The 21,622-nt window shown below is 46.7% G+C and carries 20 protein-coding genes; 12 read left to right on the top strand and 8 right to left on the bottom strand.

Annotated features, from left to right (window positions below; translation table 11 throughout):
* Positions 1-65: 65 nt before the first annotated feature.
* From OXB_RS02930 to nfsA, 6 genes are all read right to left on the bottom strand, one after another.
* On the bottom strand, positions 66-1,061 hold the full coding sequence (locus tag OXB_RS02930) for an ABC transporter substrate-binding protein (RefSeq protein ID WP_041076206.1): 996 nt from the start codon (positions 1,059-1,061) through the stop codon (positions 66-68).
* Between the two features lie 23 nt (positions 1,062-1,084).
* On the bottom strand, positions 1,085-1,837 hold the full coding sequence (locus OXB_RS02925; protein WP_041071760.1) for an ABC transporter permease: 753 nt from the start codon (positions 1,835-1,837) through the stop codon (positions 1,085-1,087).
* Positions 1,770-2,612: an ABC transporter ATP-binding protein gene (locus OXB_RS02920; protein ID WP_041071758.1), complete on the bottom strand. Its 843-nt coding sequence runs from the start codon at positions 2,610-2,612 to the stop codon at positions 1,770-1,772. Before OXB_RS02920 ends, OXB_RS02925 begins: the two co-directional genes overlap by 68 nt.
* 74 nt (positions 2,613-2,686) lie before the next feature.
* The gene (gene cysK, locus OXB_RS02915; RefSeq protein WP_041071756.1) at positions 2,687-3,616 is read right to left on the bottom strand and encodes a cysteine synthase A; all 930 of its coding nucleotides are present in this window, start codon (positions 3,614-3,616) and stop codon (positions 2,687-2,689) included.
* A 121-nt stretch (positions 3,617-3,737) separates the two neighbouring features.
* The gene (locus OXB_RS02910; RefSeq protein WP_041071755.1) at positions 3,738-4,925 is read right to left on the bottom strand and encodes a class I SAM-dependent methyltransferase; all 1,188 of its coding nucleotides are present in this window, start codon (positions 4,923-4,925) and stop codon (positions 3,738-3,740) included.
* Positions 4,926-5,022: 97 nt separating this feature from the next.
* Complete coding sequence (gene nfsA, locus OXB_RS02905) at positions 5,023-5,754, bottom strand: oxygen-insensitive NADPH nitroreductase (RefSeq protein ID WP_041071754.1); 732 nt, start codon at positions 5,752-5,754, stop codon at positions 5,023-5,025.
* A 213-nt stretch (positions 5,755-5,967) separates the two neighbouring features.
* On the opposite strand from nfsA, the gene OXB_RS02900 reads away from it, so the two are divergent.
* Entirely contained in the window at positions 5,968-7,611 is a 1,644-nt protein-coding gene (locus OXB_RS02900) for an AMP-binding protein (RefSeq protein WP_041071752.1), read from the top strand.
* A 47-nt stretch (positions 7,612-7,658) separates the two neighbouring features.
* Here OXB_RS02900 and OXB_RS02895 read toward each other — a convergent pair whose 3' ends face one another.
* Positions 7,659-8,024 carry a hypothetical protein gene (locus OXB_RS02895; RefSeq protein WP_041071750.1) on the bottom strand — a complete coding sequence of 122 codons (366 nt, stop codon included), beginning with the start codon at positions 8,022-8,024 and terminating at the stop codon, positions 7,659-7,661.
* Positions 8,025-8,069: 45 nt separating this feature from the next.
* The gene (locus OXB_RS02890; RefSeq protein ID WP_041071748.1) at positions 8,070-8,546 is read right to left on the bottom strand and encodes a nucleoside deaminase; all 477 of its coding nucleotides are present in this window, start codon (positions 8,544-8,546) and stop codon (positions 8,070-8,072) included.
* 168 nt (positions 8,547-8,714) lie between these two features.
* Between OXB_RS02890 and putP the strand changes: the two genes are divergently transcribed.
* The 11 genes from putP (at position 8,715) to OXB_RS02835 (ending at position 21,518) form a co-directional block, all read left to right on the top strand.
* Entirely contained in the window at positions 8,715-10,202 is a 1,488-nt protein-coding gene (gene putP, locus OXB_RS02885; protein ID WP_041071746.1) for a sodium/proline symporter PutP, read from the top strand.
* A 120-nt stretch (positions 10,203-10,322) separates the two neighbouring features.
* The gene (locus OXB_RS02880; RefSeq protein WP_084212371.1) at positions 10,323-11,561 is read left to right on the top strand and encodes an IS91 family transposase; all 1,239 of its coding nucleotides are present in this window, start codon (positions 10,323-10,325) and stop codon (positions 11,559-11,561) included.
* Positions 11,536-11,823, top strand: coding sequence for a zinc ribbon domain-containing protein (locus tag OXB_RS02875; protein WP_052483843.1), 288 nt, complete (start codon positions 11,536-11,538; stop codon positions 11,821-11,823). Before OXB_RS02880 ends, OXB_RS02875 begins: the two co-directional genes overlap by 26 nt.
* A gap of 92 nt (positions 11,824-11,915) precedes the next feature.
* Positions 11,916-12,602 (top strand): VOC family protein, encoded by a 687-nt coding sequence (locus OXB_RS02870; RefSeq protein ID WP_041071744.1) that lies wholly within the window; start codon positions 11,916-11,918, stop codon positions 12,600-12,602.
* A 62-nt stretch (positions 12,603-12,664) separates the two neighbouring features.
* Positions 12,665-13,936, top strand: coding sequence for a GTPase HflX (hflX, locus tag OXB_RS02865; RefSeq protein WP_041071742.1), 1,272 nt, complete (start codon positions 12,665-12,667; stop codon positions 13,934-13,936).
* A 255-nt stretch (positions 13,937-14,191) separates the two neighbouring features.
* Positions 14,192-15,121, top strand: coding sequence for a DUF6612 family protein (locus OXB_RS02860; protein ID WP_070098220.1), 930 nt, complete (start codon positions 14,192-14,194; stop codon positions 15,119-15,121).
* A gap of 519 nt (positions 15,122-15,640) precedes the next feature.
* The gene (locus tag OXB_RS02855) at positions 15,641-16,591 is read left to right on the top strand and encodes an ABC transporter permease (protein ID WP_041071738.1); all 951 of its coding nucleotides are present in this window, start codon (positions 15,641-15,643) and stop codon (positions 16,589-16,591) included.
* On the top strand, positions 16,584-17,534 hold the full coding sequence (locus tag OXB_RS02850) for an iron chelate uptake ABC transporter family permease subunit (protein ID WP_041071735.1): 951 nt from the start codon (positions 16,584-16,586) through the stop codon (positions 17,532-17,534). Before OXB_RS02855 ends, OXB_RS02850 begins: the two co-directional genes overlap by 8 nt.
* On the top strand, positions 17,531-18,292 hold the full coding sequence (locus OXB_RS02845) for an iron ABC transporter ATP-binding protein (RefSeq protein WP_041071733.1): 762 nt from the start codon (positions 17,531-17,533) through the stop codon (positions 18,290-18,292). The genes OXB_RS02850 and OXB_RS02845 overlap by 4 nt, the downstream gene beginning before the upstream one ends.
* Before the next feature lie 65 nt (positions 18,293-18,357).
* On the top strand, positions 18,358-19,326 hold the full coding sequence (locus tag OXB_RS02840; protein WP_041076202.1) for a siderophore ABC transporter substrate-binding protein: 969 nt from the start codon (positions 18,358-18,360) through the stop codon (positions 19,324-19,326).
* A gap of 161 nt (positions 19,327-19,487) precedes the next feature.
* Positions 19,488-21,518, top strand: coding sequence for a FapA family protein (locus tag OXB_RS02835; RefSeq protein WP_041071731.1), 2,031 nt, complete (start codon positions 19,488-19,490; stop codon positions 21,516-21,518).
* Positions 21,519-21,622 lie beyond the last annotated feature (104 nt).

Here is a 21,622-nt window from a genome sequence, read left to right as displayed (position 1 = left end):
TTAAGATGGGTCGTGAAAGATAAAAAGCACGTGAGGGAAGGCAATATCTTCCGCCACGTGCTTTTTCATTTCAATAAAGATAGATCGATTAATCCATCAATATCGTTGCTGTCGATGTAGCCAGCTTCTTTACTAATATCCGCCATTTCCTGAATGACTTGCTCATTCACGTCAGTCGTGACTTCCAATCTTTGGAATGCGGCGGCTGTTTCTTCTTTATTGATTTCCTTGCCTGTCAGGTCTTTAATATGTTTGATGACTAAGTCTTGTGCATCTTCCGGATTCTGCTGGATGAATTCGACTGCTTTTTGATGTGCTCGAATGTAAGCGGAGGCCCGGTCCTTATTTTTCAGGAACTCATCACTCGCCGCGACAACCGTATTCGTGGAGTCTTTGCCCCAAGCAAATTGATCCCAGTCCAGAATCAGTTTACCATTCGCTTGAGATTCGAGAATATTGCCCCAAGGTTCCTGAGTGGCTGCAGCATCGACGGAGTTTTGAACAAATAGGGTAGCTGTATCGGCTGGAGCCGCAGCGAATAATTCCACCGTTCCACCATTATTCGTTGTTTCCAACTTTACTTCTTTCAATGCTTTCCGAAGCATGACATCCTGCGTACTGCCGATGACAGGAATGGCCACTTTTTTGCCATCTAGATCAGCCAGCTCGGAAACACCGCCGCCTTCACTGGCAACGAGAACCGCGCCTCCGTTGACTGCGCCGGAAATCAGGCGGAATGTCGGGTTTTTCACGTAAAAGTTAAGTAGCGGGCCGGGGCCGACTGTCCCGACATCAATCGATTTTGTCGTCATCGCTTCCATGAAGAGACCGCCATTGCTGACCGTTTTCGTTTCAATTTTCACATCGTCGCCAAATTCTTCTTGAAAATAGCCTTGTTCCAGTCCTACGATAGTAGCGATATGCGTCAAGTTCGGGAAATACCCGATTTTCACCGTGCTGGAATTTGACGAAGAGGAGGAGTCCTCCCCGCCTCCCGAGCAGGCGCTTAAGACGCCTAGCACCAAAACGGAAATAAGTGCGAATATCCATGTCTTTTTCATATCATTTTCCCCTTTTCTGTGGATCAAGCGAGACCCCATTTTTTCTGAACCGACCGTTCCAAACGTAAGAATACAACGTTATCCATGATAGTTCCGATAATGGCAATGATGATCATGACGGAAATGACTAGATCCATTTGTCCAAGCGATCTACCGGTTTCAAGCAGCTGGCCGAGACCACCGCCGGAACCGAGAAGTTCCCCCGCCATCAATGCCCTCCATGAAAAGGCCCAGGCAATCCGTAAACCGGACAATAATTGGGGGACGGACGCCGGTAAAATAACGGTGCGAATGAAATGCAGACCAGTCGATCCGAACGTCTTGGCGACCCTCTGGTAAAGCGTCGGCACATTCCGGAATCCACTCGTTGCGCTAACGGTCATTGTCCAGGTGGCCCCAATGGTGACGATGAATAAAATGGAGAAGTCATTCAGGCCAAACCAGATAATCGCCAGAGGGAACCAAACGATGCTCGGAATGGATTGCAAGGCGGTGACTAGGAAACCGAGCGTATCTTCCACCAATTTAAACCGCCAGATCAAATAGCCCATGATCAAACCTAAAACGATCGCTATGGTGAAACCGATGAGCAACCGGCTCATACTTTTCCCGATGGCCGCCAAGATTTGCCCGTTGATAATGCCGTTGACCAACGTTTCGAGAACCTGCGTCAAACGGGGGAACATGAAATCCGGCAATCCTGAAAATCTAGATGTGACTTCCCATATCGCCGCTATCATTGCGATGAAGATGATTCGTCTTAAAGCTGTAGTCATCGCCCATCTCCTCCTTCAACACTTTCTCGATTTCTTCTTCTAAAATGGATAGCACTCTCTGTTCGGTATGAAGCGTCACACTATCTGCCATCACGCCATCCGTCGAAGTGGGAACGGTAATGATTTCCTTGATCTTCCCGGGCCGCGTGGCAAATACGACAACTTTTTCGGAAAGGAGTACCGCTTCCCGGATGTTGTGAGTGACGAAAAAGATTGTCACTTTCGTCTTTTTCCAGATTTCGATCAGTTCTTTATGCAACACCATCCTCGTTTGCTCATCCAACGCAGAGAAGGGTTCATCCATTAGCAGGATATCGGGTTCCATGACCAGCGCACGAGCTATGGAGACCCGTTGTTTCATTCCACCTGAGAGTTGATGCGGATAAGAATGGATATATTTGCTGAGATGGACCATTTTTAAAATATCGATCGCCTTGGCTTCCGCCTCTTGTTTCGGCATCTTTTTTAGCAATAAACCATAGGTGACGTTTTCCAATACAGTCAACCAAGGGAACAAGCCGGCTTCTTGGAAAACAACGACACGATCCGGTCCGGGTCTCTCGATCTGTTTCCCGGAGATACTAATACTGCCTGCATCCGGTTTCTCCAGACCTGCAATCATATAAAGGAGAGTCGACTTCCCGCATCCGGACGGTCCGACGATCGAGACGAAGCTCCCTTTTTCAATATTCATGTTGATATGGTCGAGCACTTTGACTCGTTCTTTATTTTCATTCGTAAAGCTCTTTTCGATACTGTCAATCGTCAAATACATTTCCTCACCTCAAACTTTTCTAATCAATTTAGTCGGGATTATGCAAAAGGAAGTACAAGCTTTGTACTTTCCTATCAAGAAGTGAATAAATCACTGGATAAATAACGTTCACCGGTATCGGGCGCTATACAGACAACCGACTCTTCCGGCGTCAGCCGTTTTGCCACTTGTAAAGCTGCATAAACCGAGGCTCCACCGCTTGGTCCGAGCAGAATCCCTTCGCGGGCGGCCAAGTTCCGCACGGTTTCATATGCTTCTTCATCTTCGATTTTCAAGATTTCATCATAGACCGATGTATTCAAAATCGGAGGGATGAATCCTGGGCTAGTGCCGACCAATTTATGTTTTCCGGGTTTCCCGCCTGAAAGGACAGGGGATCCCGCGGGTTCCACAACATGAACGGTAATGTTCTTATCATATTCCTTCAAGGTTTCACCTGTACCGGTAATGGTACCGCCCGTTCCCGCCGTCCCGACGAATGCGGAAAGCTTTCGGCCTATGGATTCCATGGCTGAGATGATTTCCGGCGCGGTTGTTGTCCGATGAATGTCCGAATTGGCTTCATTTTCAAACTGCATTGGAATATAGCTATTGGGCGTTTCCGCCGCAATCTCCTCCGCTTTTTGAATGGCACCGGGCATTTTTTGGTCGCTTGGTGTCAGCACGACTTCCGCCCCGTACGCTTTCAATATGTTGATGCGTTCCATTGTAGAGGAATCCGGCATGACAATGATCGTTTTGTATCCACGGGCCGCAGCGCTCATCGCTAGACCGATCCCCGTATTCCCGGAGGTCGGCTCGATGATCGTAGCCCCCGGTTCCAATAAACCCGCCTTCTCCGCTTCGACAATCATATTATAGGCAGCCCGGTCTTTGACGCTCCGACTGGGATTGAAATATTCAAGTTTCACATACACTTGCGCACCGCTTGGATCTGGCAGCCGATTCAACTTCACAAGCGGCGTGTCCCCGATTAGGTCCGCTATGTTGTTCACAACGCGCAAAACGACTCATCCTTTCCTGATCAATTACGCCTTAGCGTAATCGCGATGGATTGATTATAACAGATACAATTCCGATAAGATATACTAAATTGTATGGGATTAAGAATAAACTAGCAAGCTTTCAGTTTTTCTGCTCGTTAAGGGATAGGTGGCGGCTTTGTAAAAGCTCCTTTTCCAAAAAAGGTTTGGCCCCGAGCATGTCCCGAAAGGCTTCGTATGTCTGGACAGCTTCCGATGATGCCTGTTTGCCTGTTTGGTATGCGCGGATCAAGATATTCTTTGGCGTATGCTCCATATCAATGAATTCGAGCAACTGGGTTTCGTATCCGACGAGAGTGAGCAGTTCCGCACGGATGGAATCAGTGGCAAGGGAAGAGAAGCGTTCCTTGATCAGTCCGTGTTTCAACATGACTTGAAGCTCGGGAGATTGGATTTGGCTGAACAGCTCATGTTGGCAGCACGGCACACTCAAGATGACGCTGGCTCCCCAGCGGACCGCCCGGGCGAGCGCCATATCGGTCGCGACATCACAAGCGTGAAGGGTGACGACCATGTCGACGGCATTTTCCTTGTCATATTCATTAATATCCCCGACAAGGAATTCCAGTTTGTCGTATTCCAAGTCTTTTGCGATATGCTGGCATTCTTCAATGACTTCTTTTTTTAAGTCGAGGCCGGTCACATAAATATCCAGTCCTTTTTCAATCCGCAAATAATGATAGAGGGCAAACGTCAAATACGACTTCCCGGAGCCGAAGTCCAAAATGCGGATTGTCCGGTCTTTCGGCAAGTGGGCGAGTGAATCGTCGATAAACTCGATGAATCGATTGATCTGCCTGAATTTGTCGTACTTCTGCTTTTTCACTTTGCCGTCGGGGGATTGGACGCCTAACCGGACAAGGAAAGGGTACGGTGTCGTTTCATCGAGCAAATATTGTTTTTTTCTATTATGGGATAGATCGACGACTTTTTTGGAGTGCACTTGATCGGATTTCCACATCACTTTGAATTTTTTCGAAAGTTGGACATGGATTTTTTCGTCGAGGAACTCGGCATGCACTTGTTTGAAGCGATTCAACAAGTCTTCCAGCTTCCCGCGAACATCACGTGAATGGATGTTTTCGTGTTGCAGGACACGCTCATATTGATATTCAAACTGTATATGCAATCCGTTTTTCAATTCGATCGGCTTCACCTTGACTCGCTTCACTTCATCCGACTTCGTGCGGGACTGGCTGATTGTCCCGCTGATGAAAGAACCATCGGTCATCCGCCGTGCCAGTTCGTCCACCAATTCTTCAAATTGCATGACCATCGCTCCTTCTAATTATTCCTTACAGCATATCAAAAAGGCTCCAATTATGGGATGAAAAAAGCCAGCATATGGACTGGCCTAAAATAACGATTTAATTGAATTTAAATCCTCGTTTCGCGAGGAATTCCTTCATATAGGTCCGCCGCGGGCTGGATAGGAAATCCGCCATCTGATTGGACCATTTGACGTCCTTTTGATTGGTGCCGCGATTTTGATAATATGCATTCATCGTCTCATCGTAGGCGGGTAGGAGTTCGTCGTATTTTTCGGCGTCGTACGTATCTTCGTGAATGATCGCTTCGACTGGCAAGCGTGGTTTCACTTCATTTGATTCGTCCGGAATGCCGATCGTCACGGCGAACATGGGGGCGACGCCATCGGGCAATCCGAGCAGGTCGCTTATTTCCTGTGGTGCATTGCGGACGCCGCCGATATAACAGATGCCGTACCCTTTGGACTCCGCAGCAACAACGACATTCTGCGCAAATAAGGCGACATCAATGGCACCGACCAGCATGTTTTCCGCGTAGGAATAATCAATTTCCTTGCCGGCTAATGCTGCTGCTTTTTCCAGGCGGCAATAATCGGTACAAAAAACGAGCGCTGCTCCGGCTGTCGAAAACTGGCGTGGATTTTTGCTGAGCTCTGCCAATTTCCTCCGCTTTTCTTTATCAGTCACATGGATGACTGAATAGGCCTGAACAAAATGGGAGCTCGCTGCATGTTGCCCGGCATGAATCAGTTCGTGCACTTCTTCTTTTGACAGCTGGATATCTTTATATTTGCGGACCGACGCATGCGATGTCAATAATTCGATAACCATAAGATCCTCCTTTGAATTGCTAACATAGCTTCAGCGTACCAGATTTTTGAGAGGAGGCTCCACTGGGAAGCATCTCGATAGGAAAAAGAGAGGTTTCTGTGAAAAAAACTGGGCTTTTTCTCCAAAAAAATAAAAATCTTCTGTACGTTGTTCTGAATTTTATGATAAAATTAGCCGTAGAGTATGAATTTTCAGGGGAAGGGGACTTGCAAAATGGCATTACTGAGCAAAACGGTTGGGGAGATTGTAAGAGAACAGGCATCACGTTTTCCTGAGAACGAAGCCTATGTCTATCCGGAACACGGCATCCGGAAGACATATAAGGAGTTCGACGAAGAGACGGATCAATTGGCAAAAGCATTCATGGGAATGGGCATCCAAAAGGGAGAGCATGTCGCCATTTGGTCGGATAATAAGAGACAATGGCTCTTAAGTCAATATGCGACAGGGAAAATGGGGGCAGTCCTTGTCACAGTAAATACGAATTATCAGGCTGCTGAATTGGAATATTTGCTAAAACAATCCGATTCGACAACGCTTATTTTAGATGAAGGATTTAAAGGTACTAGTTATATAGATATCATTCAAAAGATTTGCCCGGAGTTGGTGGATGCGCAAGGCGGGGTTATTTCCTGTGAAAAACTTCCACATTTCAAGCGGGTCATCCTAATGACGGAAAAAGAAGAAAAAGGGATGTACAAGTGGTCCGAATTCCTAGCACATGGGGATAGTGTGACGGATGAACAGTTGGAAGAGCAATTCAAGTCCCTTGATCCCGATGACGTCATTAACATCCAGTATACGTCCGGAACGACCGGTTTTCCGAAAGGTGTCATGCTGACACATAATAACGTGGTGAATAACGGAAAATTGATTGGGGACTTTCAGAAATTGACAGAAAAGGATCGGGTCTGCATCCCAGTACCGTTCTTCCACTGTTTCGGATGCGTTTTGGGAACGCTTTCAGCCGTTACTCATGCGTCAACCATGGTTTTGGTGGAGCAGTTTGAAGCGTTGCGTGTGCTTCGTGCGGTACAGGACGAGAAATGTACGGCTCTTCTCGGAGTTCCGACGATGTTCATCGCGGAACTCAATCATCCGGAATTCAAAAACTTCGACACGTCGTCATTGCGGACGGGCATCATGGCAGGCTCTACTTGTCCAATCGAAGTGATGAAGAGAGTCATAGAAGAGATGGGGGCCCACGAGATTACAATCTGTTATGGGCAGACCGAATCGTCTCCGGTCTTCACACAAACGAGGACAGATGACCCCATCGAAAAACGGGTGTCCACTGTCGGCCGACCGCATCCTCTTGTAGAAGTGAAAATCATCGATCCGGAAACAGGAGAAGAAGTGCCCGTCGGACAACCAGGCGAACTGTGCACACGCGGCTATCATGTCATGAAAGGGTATTACAATAATGAAGAAGCGACCCGCCAAGCGATTGATTCGGAAGGATGGCTTCATACGGGAGATATCGCAATCATGGACGAGGACGGTTATATCGATATTACCGGACGACTTAAAGATATGATCATCCGAGGGGGAGAAAACATCTATCCTCGCGAAGTGGAAGAGTTTCTCTATAAGCATCAAGGCATTTTGGATGTCCAAATCGTCGGTGTACCAGATCCGAAGTATGGGGAAGAGATGATGGCTTGGATCATTCCGAAAGAAGGCGCAGATATTGACGAGGAATCCGTCCGCGAGTTTTGTAAAGGGAATATTTCCTACCACAAAATTCCGAGATATATTGAATTCACCAACGAATTCCCGATGACCGCTTCCGGGAAAATTCAAAAGTTCAAACTTCGTGAAATGTCCGAGGAGAAAGTGACACAAGCCCAATCTTAAAAAAGAAGAAGCGTATTCCTTGCCAACCTCAAGGAATACGCTCTTTCTCATTCATATAGCTTATTTTCGAATGAGCCATCTTCATGATAAATGGATAACACGCCGTTTTGATCATTGACGTACGGTTTTGCTTTCTCCAATAGCTCTTGCTTACTAGTTTCTTTAAAAATGGCACGTGCCCCGTCAGCTTTTATTAAAATCCAGTCATTTTGCCGTGGTTTCACTTCATATTCTGGACGGTCGCCATTTTCACCGTGGATATATTCCCTAGCTTTGGCCGTAGCAATTGCAATCGCCCGGCTTTCCTCGTAGTTTTCTTTTAACAAGGCATTGGCAATTTCAATCGCCTTTTCTCGGACTTCCGACTCCAGGTTCTTAAAGGAAGCGGGATAGTCCCGATCGTTCCAAGGCATTTCATATCGCCTCCTTACGAATTCATTTCCCTTCTCATTTCCAAATTAAACGTCCGAATTCCGATGAAAGTGATTCCATTCATGGAAGGGAGAGAGGGCGTTGGTCGTTTTTAATTGGATAAACGGAACTTGGCGGTCTTCCGGGGCCTTCGATTGGTCCGGGAAATAAGCGGCGAGCGGATTCGTGAATTGGGCTTCGTCTAACGCCTCCGCTTTGCTGCAAGCATAATATATCGTTCCGACGGTGGACCAGTAAGCGGCGCCGAGGCACATCGGGCAAGGTTCGCCGCTGGCATAAAGGGTGCAATCGGATAAATCGATAGTGCCGAGAAAAGCGCAGGCTTCCCGGATGGCGAGCAATTCAGCATGTGCAGAAGGATCGTTTTCAATATGTACGCGATTGGTGCCACGGCCGATGATTTCCCCGTCTTTTACAATGATTGCTGCGAACGGACCGCCCCCTTTTCTTACATTCTCCACTGCCATATCAATCGTTTCATATAACCATTCTTCATGACGCAATAATGTTTCCTCCTTGTCGAATAGGGTTTATTTCCCGGGAAATTCCGCGGGGTTAGAATCAATTTGTCGTTTCATGTCCATCATACAACATGTTAAAGGGCAAATGGGCTTTCGCGATAATTGATATGGGTATAGATTGTTATAAGCAGTAGTCAGGAGGAGATCGATTTGACGAATGAGATGTATCAACTGATTGCCATTGTCTTATATATGGCCGCCATGCTCTTCATTGGTTGGTATGCGTTCAGGCGTACATCCAATTTGACGGATTATATGCTAGGGGGCCGTTCTCTAGGCCCTGCGGTAACGGCACTTAGTGCGGGGGCAGCCGATATGTCAGGCTGGCTATTGATGGGGCTTCCAGGGGCCATTTATCTTAAGGGTCTTGTCGAAGCTTGGATTGCGATCGGTTTGACAATTGGGGCGTATTTGAACTGGTTGCTTATCGCACCGCGACTCCGTGTCTATACGCAAGTTTCCAATAACTCGATCACCATTCCAAGTTATTTGGAAAATCGGCTCAAGGATAAATCCCGTTTTTTACGCATCGCTTCCGGAATTATTATCCTTGTTTTCTTTACATTTTATGTATCCTCCGGCATGGTAGCAGGCGGGAAATTTTTTCTGAGCTCTTTCGGTTTAAGCTATCATGCAGGCGTGCTAATCGTAGCAGCCGTTGTAATCGCGTACACATTATTCGGGGGGTTTTTGGCAGTTAGTTACACCGACGCGGTTCAAGGGTTTATTATGTTTTTTGCTTTAATCCTCGTCCCGGTTGTCGGAGTCTTTCTGACAGGCGGATTTTCTGAAACAGCTGCCACGATACGTGAAGTGAACCCGCAATTATTAAATCTAGTGTCCGGAGCTACGTTTTTTGGAATTTTATCTTCTATAGCGTGGGGGCTCGGATATTTCGGACAACCTCATATCATCGTCCGTTTCATGGCAATCAGTTCAGTAAAAGAGACCAAGAGTGCGCGTCGAATTGGAATCAGTTGGATGCTACTTAGTCTTGTCGGAGCAATTGCGACAGCGCTTGTCGGAATCGCCTATTACCGCCAACATTTGGATGCGAATTTAGTGGATAGGGAAACGGTGTTCATCGCGCTCGGCCAGGTCATTTTCCATCCGTTCATTTCGGGGATTATGCTGGCTGCCGTTTTGGCCGCCGTCATGAGTACAATTTCATCTCAGTTGATCGTCACTTCGTCTGCATTAATCGAAGATTTATACAAAGCGGTCTACAAGTCGGACGCATCGGACCAGCACTACGTCTTTCTAGGGAGGATGGCTGTTCTGGTCGTTTCCATTGTTGCACTCATCTTGGCTTGGCCTAATAAAGAATCTATCTTGAAACTGGTGTCCTTTGCTTGGGCGGGGTTTGGCGGGGCATTCGGTCCCATCATCCTCCTATCCCTATACTGGCGTAAAATTACGGCAAAAGGAGCGCTTTGGGGAATGGTGGCGGGCGCAATCACGGTCGGCGTTTGGGGGAATATTAAGGTGTTGACGGATACACTTTATGAAATTGTCCCAGGATTCCTGATCTGCCTAGTCGTCACCTACTTTGTCAGCTTGGCAACATACCGCCCGGACCCGGAAATCGAGAGAGAGTTCAATGAGACGTTGGAGCTGTTGGAAAAGGAAAGGTCATAAGGGGAGGGGCACTCCGGACATCAGGGTGGCCTTTTTGTTCTTGCTTAGGAAATTATAAAATTTTGACCTGTGGATAACTGTTCGATAAAATGTTCGTATACTCGAAGGGACTGAGACGCGATGAGAGGGACTAGTGGAGTCATCAAAAGAATACTGAAAGACCATTTCGATGGGTTTTGGCAAATGCACTCTACCTTGTTTCCAGAAGCTTATCGAGAGGATATAAAAGAAACCGTCCTGAAAACAATCCGTTGTGGATCCTCGGATGTCGGATATGCGAGATATGAATGTCTGGGTTGTGAAGGGAATCCATCTCCTGTCATTGTCTGTTTCACATGCAAGAGCCGCTTTTGTAATAAGTGTGGAAAGAAATATACGGATGACTGGTCCACCAAACAGCAGGACTTAATCTTTAATGTGCCGCATCGCCACATGGTATTCACCATTCCCGAGGAACTTCGGAATATCTTTTTCCACGACCGCAAAAAATTGAATGAGTTGAGTAGACAGGTAGCCGGGGTCTTCCAATTCTATTATCGTCGTAAAAGCAGGAAGCGCAACCTACAAGCCGGGGTGATCACGGTCATCCATACGTTCGGAAGGGATCTGAAGTTCAATCCACATATACATGCCCTAGTGACGGAAGGGGCGATTGATAATCGGAATGAATGGTGTTCAAGTGATTTCATTCCCTATGAATTCTTACGGAAATCCTGGCAAAAGGTGCTACTCGATTTAATGAAGAAGTGGTTTCCCGATCACCCAAAGGCCCAGGAATTAATCAATGATTTATATAGGCGATATCCGAAAGGATTCTATGTGAACGCAGAACAGAAAATGAAGGATGCCAAAGGGGCAGCCAAATACATAGGCAGATACTTGGCGAGACCGGCCATCGCCGAATATCGCATTGTCGGATACGATGGGAAGGAAGTCGAGTTCTGGTATGAAGATCATAAAACAGGGAAACGGGTGGACGTGAAGCAGTCGGTCTATCGATTCCTGTTCAATATTTTACAGCACATCCCACCAAAACACTTCAGAATGGTGGGCCGTTTTGGGTTGTATAGCAGAAGATCGTATCAGAAGGCAAATCAAATTCTAAGCCTTTATGCCTTCATGCGGACAAAACAACTTTCCATGCTTTTGGAAAGAAGGAAAAAGAGAAAAACATATCGGGAACGGATGAGAGAGGCTTTTGATCAGGATCCGTTTATTTGCCCGTGTTGCCATCGGGAGATGGACTTGGTGGAGATTTGGCATGCTGATTATGGAATCCTGTATCATTATATGGAGGGCATGAAAATTATTAAAAGATGGGAGAAGTCGGAGGATGCCAACAGACGAAGAGCTGGATGAACTGAATCGGGCATTTTTACAATCATTAGAAGAGGATGACCCGTTCGGATTGAACGAAAAAATAAGTACGATTGAATTTAAGTGTCGGGATTGTCAGGAATTAGATGACGTTCCCGATTTTGTAGTGGCAGACTTTCAGGTCGACTTAAAACAGAACGAAGAAGTCGAGATTGAATGTCCTTTTTGTGGTGGGACCATGCATAGAGCGAAAAAAATCCCAAGTGAATCGATTTCACCTGGGACGGGGACAGAGGCGCTTTAGCGCTTTTGTTCGGTTGTATATAAAAATTTCTTTCATGCTCATGTACTCTTTTGAAACATGCTATCATTCAATTAGTAGGAGGTCGCGCACAAATGAAATTGGACCACGTCGTGTATTTTACGAATAAATCCCCGGAAGAAGTGGTAAAGGAACAAACGGAGTCGGGCCGTCCAACCGTTATCGGGGGTCGCCATGAGAAATGGGGAACTCATAATGCGCTGCGGTATGTAAAGAATGCGTATATCGAATGGCTGTCAGTCGAGCGGCCCGATATCGCCAGGTCAATCAAGCATCCACTCACCCAATTGCTATTGCATGATTTGGAAGATGGCGAAGGCTGGGGGACGCTTTGCCTGTCAGTCGAGGGAATTGAGCAATTCAATGAAGACATAGAAAACAAAGGATTCGCCACATCGGGCGTTTTGGAAGCGGAACGCCGTACGATAGAAGGCCAATTGCGGAAATGGAAAATGCTCTTTATCGACCAACCGATTTCGGAGGAACTGCCGTATCCGTTCTTCATCGAATGGGAAGAGCCGGAGGACATCCGTTTTACCAAATTGCGGGCAGATGGGATGATCGATCCGAAAAATGAAGAGCTGGAAATCAAGGAATGTATCTTTGGCGTCCGAGACCCTTTGAAAGAGACGGGCGAATGGGCGGTTTTATTATCCCAAAAGGTGGGGGCGGCCGATGACATCCGTTTGCCGAATGTCGTTTTGAAGTTTGTTGAGCAGACGAGCGGAAGAGAACGATTGAAAGAGGTCATCTACGGATAGGGGCGTTTTGAGCGGGTATGGTAAGATAGGGGATAAGTATTTCTGTCGGAAGGGGTCGTAGGATGGATATATTGGTGGAATACGCAATCCTCGTCGGAGTCCATGAGCAAACCGACGAGCATTTCGATTATACGATGGAAGAATTGAAAAATTTGGCGGAGGCGATCGATGTAGAGGTCGTCGGGATGGTGACGCAAAATTTAGAAAGACGCCATCCTTCTTTATACGTCGGAAAGGGGAAAGTTGGAGAGATTCGGCGTTTATATGAAGAAACCGATGCAAACCTTGTTATTTTCAACGACGAGCTGACACCATCCCAAATCCGTAATATGGAACAGGAACTGGAATGTAAAGTGATTGACCGGACGATGCTCATCCTTGACATTTTCGCGAGACGGGCTCGGACGAAAGAATCCCGGATGCAAGTCGAGTTGGCGCAGCTGCAATATACGTTGCCGCGTCTGGTCGGGTTGCGCGCATCCCTAAGCCGGCAAGGGGGCGGAACGGGCGGCGGTTTCCAGAACAAAGGGGCTGGGGAGACAAAACTCGAGCTCGACCGCCGGAAAATCGAAGACCAAATTGCCAAACTACGCCGGGATTTGGAGCATATGAAGGACCAGCGTGAGACGCAGCGCAAGCAGAGGAAAAAGAGCGGAACGCCGGTCGTCTCCATCGTCGGCTATACGAACGCAGGAAAATCCACGTTGATGAACAAACTGCTCGCCGAAATGGATCCGGAGCATGCGAAACAAGTATTTGAGGAAGACATGCTCTTTGCCACACTGGATACATCCGTCCGGAGAGTGAAGCTTATTGATAACAAGCAATTCATCTTGACGGATACGGTCGGATTCGTTTCGAAATTGCCGCATCATCTTGTGAAAGCATTCCGCTCGACATTGGAGGAAGCGCGAGACGCCGATTTGCTTTTACATGTCGTGGATGTATCGAATGCGGAGTACCAATTCATGATGAATGTGACGAATGACACACTTCATGATGTCGGAGTGGAAAATGTGGAAACGTTGAAGGTGTACAATAAAGCGGATTTAGCCAATGTTCCCTATCCGGAAATCCGGGGCGATAGCGTTTGGATTTCGGCGAAAGAGGAAGCGGGTCTGGAAGAGCTGATCAGTTTGATCAAGAAAAAGATTTTTGAACAATACGTCACCTGTAAATTGCTCGTTCCGTTTGAACGGGGAGATGTCGTCGCCTATTTGAACGACAAAGCGACTGTGAAAAACACGGAATACGAAGAGGACGGCACATTGTTGACCGTGGAGATGGATATTATGGAACGAGAGCGTTTCGAGGAATTTATCATCAGCCATTAAAAAAGCTGCACCCCGTTTTAGATGGGGTGCAGTTTTCACTTAAAGAGAAAGGTGGTGGGATGATAGAAGTATACCCAATCCTTTTCGGGGCTAAACCAGCCTTCCCTAAAGTGGAGAAAGCGTGCCGATTGACTCAAGGAACAGGAATAAGACATTTGATTCAAAAATGAAATTCTGCAAAAAAGATGGAACTCTTCGCTGGCAGGACCGTATGAATGAGGGAGCAGTAAATAGTTTAGAAAGGGTTGAATGAATTTGAAGAATTGGTTGAAAGGGTTAGCTATCGTCATGTTGGCGCTAGCTTTAAGCGCTTGTAACTCGACAGCGACGCCGAAAACGGAGACGCCTTCGGATGCGGAGCCGAATACAAATGAGGAAACTGACACGAAAGCGAATGAGGAGGCCGATGAGCAAAGCGAGCTGACGGCAATGGAAGTCTACGAGAAGGCGATGGAAGCTTCCGAAGATTTGAAGAGCATGCACGCCAAAATGGACATCCAGCAGAAAATTGAGGTCCCTAGCGAAGACTTGAACATGGACAGCAAATTCAAGATGGACATGGACATGATCATGGAGCCGCTTGCGATGTATCAAAAGATGAACATGGATATGGGAGAGCAAGGTGCCATGGATACGGAAATTTACATTACAGATGCAGGATTCTTCATGTTTGATCCTGAATCTGAGCAATGGCTGAAATTCCCGAAAGAAATGTCGGACGACATGATGGAGCAAATGGGGGGCGGAACGGATCCGACTCCGGACATGGAAATGTTCAAAGAGTTCACGGAAGACTTCCAGTTCGAGCAGACCGACGATGAGTTCATCTTGACTCTATCCGCGGAAGGCGAGAAATTCAACAACTTGATGAAGAAAGCAATCGCGGACAGCATGCCGGCGGGTATGGAAATGGGTGAGGAAGAAGCAGAAATGATGGAAAACATGAACGTCAAAAGTTTGAATTTCGAGATTTTCATCGACAAGGAAACATTCCAAACGAATGCATTCAATATGGATATGGACATGACAATGTCCATTGAAGGACAAGAAATGCACATTATCCAACAGATGAAGTCGATCATCAGCCAAATCAATGAAGTTGAAAAGATCGATGTTCCCCAAGATGTCCTGGACAATGCCGTAGACATTACGGAAGCGATGGAATCACAAGAAGTCGCACAATAAATGAAATGAAGGGGCTGTCCGAAAAGTCCAGGCACAGAGTTGGATACCAGCAAAAAGCAAGGGCGCCGGGAGACTCCTGCGGGAAAGCCGGCCGACGAGACCCCGCACGGCTGTAAGCCGGAGGAGGCTCGTCGGCTGGCCCGCGGAAAGCGACCAGAGCCCTTGCTTTTTGCGTGTTTAACCGGAAAAGACAGCCCCTTTTCCATGCAAGTATATTCATAAAAGATTAGGAGCTCATAGGATGAGGCGGCGTTCCTAGCCTCATGCAGGCCGCTACAATGTCCCCCAACAAATGTCATGAACTTGGCAGGATTGTTCTCATCTTCGTACCCCACTCCAATAGCCCCGACCTGAAGCGCTTCCATCTTCACCAGGAACAAATCAATGCCATAGTCATTGATAATCATTTTCAATTATAGATTGACACGTTTATCTCACATGATATAATTAGGTTGCAGCCGACTGATAATCATTTTCATTTATTGAAGTCGGGTGCAAATAAACGATACCGGGGATCTTATGAAGAAACGTTACTTGATCATCGCTTTAATCATCCTATCATTCCTATCTCTATTTGTAGGAGTGAGCCATATTTCACCGATGGATCTGCTAGATTTCCAGTCGGAAGAGACGGAGATTTTTTTAATCAGCCGTTTGCCAAGGCTTGTTGCCATTCTGCTCGCCGGAGCGGGGATGAGTATCGCAGGTCTTATTATGCAGCAGTTGAGCCGAAATAAGTTCGTTTCACCGACAACAGCTGGTACATTGGACGCGACAAGGCTCGGAATTTTGGTTTCGATGCTATTGTTCGCGAACGCCTCAACACTTGAGAAAATGGTTGTCGCCTTTGCATTTGCGCTTGCCGGCACGCTGTTGTTTATGCAAATCTTGGACCGTATCAAGTTCAAGGACGCGATTTTCATTCCACTCGTCGGGTTGATGTTCGGGAATATCTTGTCGTCGATCACTACGTTCTTCGCTTATAAAGCGAATGTGATCCAAAACATGTCGGCTTGGCTGCAGGGCGATTTCTCGATGATCATGAAGGGACGTTACGAACTTCTTTACATAAGTGTACCGGTGCTTATCATTACGTATTTGTATGCGAACCGTTTCACGGTTGCGGGGATGGGAGAGGACTTTTCCAAAAACCTCGGCCTCGCTTATAAACGGATTGTCAATATAGGATTGATTTTGGTGGCGCTCATTACGACTACTGTTGTGTTGACCGTCGGCATGATTCCGTTTTTAGGGCTGATCATTCCGAATATCGTTTCGATTTTCAAAGGAGATCACTTACAGAAAACCTTGCCGCATACAGCGTTGCTCGGCGCAATCTTCTTGCTCATCTGCGACATACTTGGACGGATCCTCATTTATCCGTACGAGATTTCCATCAGCTTGATGGTCGGTGTCATCGGCAGCGCGATCTTCCTCTACTTGCTGTTTAGGAGGAAGGCGTATGCGTAACTCAACGAAAATACTAATATTAGCGATTTTGGCTGCTATCTTTTGTAGTCTATACCTGTTTCAGGGATTGAATGGAAGCTTTGACTATGCGTTACCGCGTCGGGGCATCAAGGTGTTAGCGATGGTTATCACAGGTGTCGCGATAGCCTACTCGACCGTCATCTTCCAGACGATCACTCATAATCGGATCTTGACGCCGAGCATCATGGGACTCGATTCACTCTACCTTTTATTGCAAACCGTCGTCATCTTCTTCCTCGGTTCGGGGCATGTGACGGTCGTCAATAAACACGTGAATTTCATCTTGTCCGTGGCGACCATGATCGTATTTGCGCTTCTCTTGTATCGTTTCCTGTTCAAGTCGGGCAGACAGCCGATCTACTTCTTGCTGTTGGTCGGCATCATCGTCGGAACGTTCTTCGGCAGTATCTCGACGTTTCTGCAAGTATTAATTGATCCGAATGAGTTTTTGCGCGTACAAGATAAAATGTTTGCGAGCTTCAACAACGTCAGCGGAGAGCTGGTCTGGTGGGCACTTGGCTTTGTGGCGATCGCCCTTGTCATCGGATGGCGTTCGATGGATGAACTTGATGTTCTTTCCCTTGGAAGAGATACGGCCATCAATCTTGGCGTTTCCTATGACAAAGTCGTTAAGATGATGCTCATCCTATCCGCAGTGCTCATATCGGTATCCACTGCGCTAGTCGGTCCGATCACATTTTTCGGTTTGATCGTCGCGAATCTGTCTTATCAATTTTTCAAAACATATAAGCATTCCATTCTCATTATCGGAGCATCTGTCATGAGTGTCATCGCCTTAGTCGGTGGGCAATGGGTCGTCGAACGGGTCTTCACTTTCTCTACGACGCTCAGTGTCATCATCAACTTCATCGGCGGCGTTTATTTTATCTACTTATTATTGAAGGAGAGTCGATCCACATGATCCAAGTCCGGGAACTATCAAAGTTTTATGGAAAAAAAGCGGTCGTTGAAAAGGTGTCCGTCAATATCCACCGAGGGAAGATCACGTCTTTCATCGGACCGAATGGGGCAGGGAAGTCGACACTCCTTTCAATGGTCAGCCGCCTTCTGGATGCGGATACCGGGGAAGTGTTGGTGGACAACGACAATGTTCAGAAAATGAAATCAAACGACTTTTCCAAAAGGGTTTCGATTTTGAAGCAGTCTAACTTCATGAATGTCCGCCTGACGATCCGGGAGCTCGTTTCCTTCGGGCGCTTCCCGCACTCGAAAGGGAGATTGACGGCAGAAGATATCCGCATCATCGATCAGGCGATGGATTATATGGAATTGATGGATATGCAGCATAGCTATTTGGATGAATTGTCGGGCGGGCAGCGTCAGCGCGCATTCATTGCTATGACAATCGCTCAGGACACCGATTATATTCTATTGGATGAACCGCTCAACAACCTGGATATGAAGCATTCCGTGCAAATCATGAAAATCTTGAGAAGGCTGGTGGATGACTTAGGAAAAACGGTCGTCATCGTCCTGCATGACATCAACTTCGCTTCCGTTTATTCGGATCGGATCGTTGCGCTGAAAGACGGGCGCGTCGTCAAAGATGGTCTGACGCATGAAATCATCAACTCGGATGCCTTGAGAGAGATCTATGACATGGAAATTCCAATCAAAAAAATGAATGACTGTCGAATTTGTGTGTATTTTAATTCGTAAGTAATGTATATCAAGAGAATAACTGAGAAGTGAAACTAATTTTAAAAGAAAAAGGATGGAATCCGATGAAGAAATTTTCAATCGCCTTAATGATGTTCGCCCTTATGGTTCTACTTGTAGCTTGCGGGTCAAAGGAAGAAAAACCGGAAGGCTCAACAGCCAACGAAAATAATGAACAAAGTGAGCCGGCTGCAGAAAATGAAACATTGACCATCACTCACGAATTGGGAGAAACAGTTGTTGCCCAAAATCCTGAAAAAGTGGTCGTCTTTGATTTCGGAGCACTAGATACATTGGATGAGCTTGGAGTGGAAGTGGCTGGTTTGCCACGCACCAACGTCCCTGGATACCTTTCAAAATACGATGATGACAAATATGTGAATGTAGGCAGCTTGAAAGAGCCGGATTTTGAAGCGATCCATGCGATGAAACCTGATCTGATTTTGATTTCCGGACGTCAAATGGAACTATACGATCAATTCACTGAAATTGCGCCGACCATCTTCGTTGGAGTCGACACAGCACATTACATGGATTCATTCAAAAAGAACATGGGAACTCTTGCTGAAATCTTCGATAAAGAAGATGAAATGAATGCAGAGCTTGCAGAGATTGATGAGCAAATTGCTGCCATTAGCGAAAAAACTGCAGAGTCTGATAAAAAAGCATTGATCGTTCTTGGCACAGAAGGAAAGGTAAGTGCATATGGTCCGAATTCCCGTTTCGGCATCATCCACGATGTGTTCGGTTTCAAGCCGGCTGATGAGAAAATCGAAGTTTCCACTCACGGACAAAACATTACGTTTGAGTACATTTTAGAACAAAATCCGGATGTCCTTTTTGTAATCGACCGTGACGCTGCGATCAGCGAAGGTGCTAGCGCCAAGGATTCCATCGAAAACGACCTTGTGAAAAAGACCAATGCGTTCCAAAATGATAAAATGATTTATTTGGATGGCGATTATTGGTACCTATCCGGCGGCGGCTTGAAATCCATGAAAGAAATGGTTAAAGAAGTCGAAGCAGCTCTATGATGAAGGAAAAAAGAACCATTCTGCAATTATGCAGAATGGTTCTTTTTTAGGATGAAAGTTGTGCTAATAATTAGAAAAGTGCATAGGATATGATAGAATGAAAATACATAGAAAAGAATGAAAGGTGTGTTCAGATTAGCGTAGAAGTGAGGTGGGAAGACATGGGGAAGTCCATTACGGTCAAGGCGGAAACGATTGAAGAAGCCGTGCAACTGGCGTTATCCATCCTGGATCTGCAAATGGAAGATGTGCACATCGAAGTCATATCCAATCCAGGCAGAACCCTTTTTGGTCTTCGAAAGACACTGGCGGAGGTGAATGTCTCTCAAATTGTAGAACAATCCACCACTCCGCACGCAATGATGAACATGGAAGAGGAAGTGGACCGGGTGTTGCTCTCTGCGGTGGGAGAGGCGCCTCATCACACAGGAATCGGCAATGCAACCGGAAAAACGGAATCGAAGTCGAGAATTTACCAAAAACGGGTAGAAACAGTCTTTAATGGTGATACGTATCCCGTTCTATGGCCGGCATCGAACGTCCGGCTATATGTCAACGAAAAACGCACAACGGACCGTGCCATCATCACACCGGGAGACGAAGTGAAAGTCAGAATCAATGACGAATGGATCCCTCCGCAATTTGCCATTCAACTGATTGAGCATGATATGTTGGCCTTGCTTTCGTTCACGCCTGGAAAAAAGGTGAAACGGACGCTAGCGGACACCGATTTTGCATCGGTCCTGTATATCGAGGCCGACGAGGAGATTGAACCGTATAATGATTTGGAGCCACAGAAAATCGTGGATCGATTGAAAGAAATGGGTGTCCAGCAAGGGCTCATCTTTCCAATCATCAAAAAAGCGGTGGAGGCCCTGGAGCCGTTTGAAGCAATCGTAGCTAAAGGGCAGCCTCCTGTACCTGGATTGGACGGGGATCTGGAAGTGCATATCCGCTATGATGACAAAACGCCGGAGGAGAGGGAGCGGGTCGATTACCGTGAAAGGAAGACCATCTTGAACGTGGAAGCAGGGCAGATTATCGCAACAAAGATTGCAGCAATACCTGGCAAAGAGGGAAGGAGCCTTCTCGGGGAAGTGATTCCGGTGAAACCGGTGAAAGACGTCATCATCCGGACCGGAAAGAATGCAATGCAAATCAATCAGGATATTGTAGCGATCATTTCGGGAAGGCCGACATTGGATTGGAGAGGAAAGTTTGTGAAAATCGACGTAAACCACGAATTGCATCATCGCGGTGAGATCAACTTGGAGAGTGGCAATATCCGATTTGAAGGGGATGTCCGGATCGACGGCAATATTAATCCATCGATGTTCGTCCGTGCATCCGGCAATCTGCACGTTGGGGGGACGGTGACAAAGGCCACCATCCATGCCATGAAATCCGCCTTCGTCAAAGGGAATTTATTTTCATCCACCGTGGTCGTCGGTCGAGAGGAATTGATCATTGGGGAACTTGTGACCCAATTGAAAGAGATCCTAGTATATATGGAGCAAATCCAGGCTGCCGTCCAACAAGTGTTGTTGGTCCGCGGGGAAACGGGCGATGACATCGAGGAGGCCGAATTGAATTTGCTCATCCGCCTGCTGCTTGAGAAGAAATACACATCCTTCCAGGAATTGAATCGGGTTTTCATTCAAAACGTCAAAAACCATACACAGGACTTGACGTCGGAGTGGACGGAAATCGCGCAGAAATGTTATGGCACGTTTATCAGCTCATTGAATCAGGATGTTCGGGATATGGCAGGGCTCGAGCAACTGATTTTGGAAGCGCGAACACTCGTGGAGCTGTACGGGGAAACGCGGGAACCGACATCGGTTTTGACAATTCCGTACGCCATCAACAGTGTCCTGCATTGCAATGGTGACATTGAGGTGATATCCAAGGGATTGTATCATTGTTCAGTGACTGCCGGCAGGGATGTCATCGTGCAAGGGCTCGTACGAGGCGGGGAAATCAATGCCCGCGGTAAAGTGTCCTTGTTGGAGACCGGATCCAAGAATAATGTGAAGACAATCGTCAAGACGGGGCCGACTGGCAGCATTACGATTGGCACGGCTCACGCTGGGACGGAAATACGAATAGGGGTGAAAAGCCATCGTTTCATGCGTCCGAAAATAGGGGTATTTGCAAGAATAAATGGATTAGGAGAATTATTGATCGATTAATTGAACATTTGGATAGGAATGGTCATACGATAAGAACATCAATATTTTGGCCGAAATATTGTATAAAGGAAACTTTCATCATACAATAACACTATCTAGAACTA

Origin of the sequence: Bacillus sp. OxB-1 (assembly GCF_000829195.1) — a bacterium.
Lineage (GTDB): Bacteria > Bacillota > Bacilli > Bacillales_A > Planococcaceae > Sporosarcina.
The sequence above is the reverse complement of the archived record's forward strand: the minus strand, read 5'-3'. Positions and strand labels throughout refer to the sequence as shown.

Excerpts from the sequence above, each read along its gene's own strand:
- OXB_RS02930 (WP_041076206.1), bottom strand. The coding sequence starts at position 1,061 with ATGAAAAAGACATGGATATTCGCACTTATTTCCGTTTTGGTGCTAGGC.
- hflX (WP_041071742.1), top strand. The coding sequence starts at position 12,665 with ATGGATATATTGGTGGAATACGCAATCCTCGTCGGAGTCCATGAGCAA.
- OXB_RS02850 (WP_041071735.1), top strand. The coding sequence starts at position 16,584 with ATGCGTAACTCAACGAAAATACTAATATTAGCGATTTTGGCTGCTATC.
- OXB_RS02875 (WP_052483843.1), top strand. The coding sequence starts at position 11,536 with ATGCCAACAGACGAAGAGCTGGATGAACTGAATCGGGCATTTTTACAA.
- OXB_RS02910 (WP_041071755.1), bottom strand. The coding sequence starts at position 4,925 with ATGCAATTTGAAGAATTGGTGGACGAACTGGCACGGCGGATGACCGAT.
- OXB_RS02870 (WP_041071744.1), top strand. The coding sequence starts at position 11,916 with ATGAAATTGGACCACGTCGTGTATTTTACGAATAAATCCCCGGAAGAA.
- OXB_RS02895 (WP_041071750.1), bottom strand. The coding sequence starts at position 8,024 with ATGCCTTGGAACGATCGGGACTATCCCGCTTCCTTTAAGAACCTGGAG.
- OXB_RS02920 (WP_041071758.1), bottom strand. The coding sequence starts at position 2,612 with ATGTATTTGACGATTGACAGTATCGAAAAGAGCTTTACGAATGAAAAT.
- nfsA (WP_041071754.1), bottom strand. The coding sequence starts at position 5,754 with ATGGTTATCGAATTATTGACATCGCATGCGTCGGTCCGCAAATATAAA.
- OXB_RS02845 (WP_041071733.1), top strand. The coding sequence starts at position 17,531 with ATGATCCAAGTCCGGGAACTATCAAAGTTTTATGGAAAAAAAGCGGTC.
- OXB_RS02925 (WP_041071760.1), bottom strand. The coding sequence starts at position 1,837 with ATGACTACAGCTTTAAGACGAATCATCTTCATCGCAATGATAGCGGCG.
- OXB_RS02880 (WP_084212371.1), top strand. The coding sequence starts at position 10,323 with ATGAGAGGGACTAGTGGAGTCATCAAAAGAATACTGAAAGACCATTTC.
- OXB_RS02900 (WP_041071752.1), top strand. The coding sequence starts at position 5,968 with ATGGCATTACTGAGCAAAACGGTTGGGGAGATTGTAAGAGAACAGGCA.
- OXB_RS02835 (WP_041071731.1), top strand. The coding sequence starts at position 19,488 with ATGGGGAAGTCCATTACGGTCAAGGCGGAAACGATTGAAGAAGCCGTG.
- OXB_RS02855 (WP_041071738.1), top strand. The coding sequence starts at position 15,641 with ATGAAGAAACGTTACTTGATCATCGCTTTAATCATCCTATCATTCCTA.
- OXB_RS02840 (WP_041076202.1), top strand. The coding sequence starts at position 18,358 with ATGAAGAAATTTTCAATCGCCTTAATGATGTTCGCCCTTATGGTTCTA.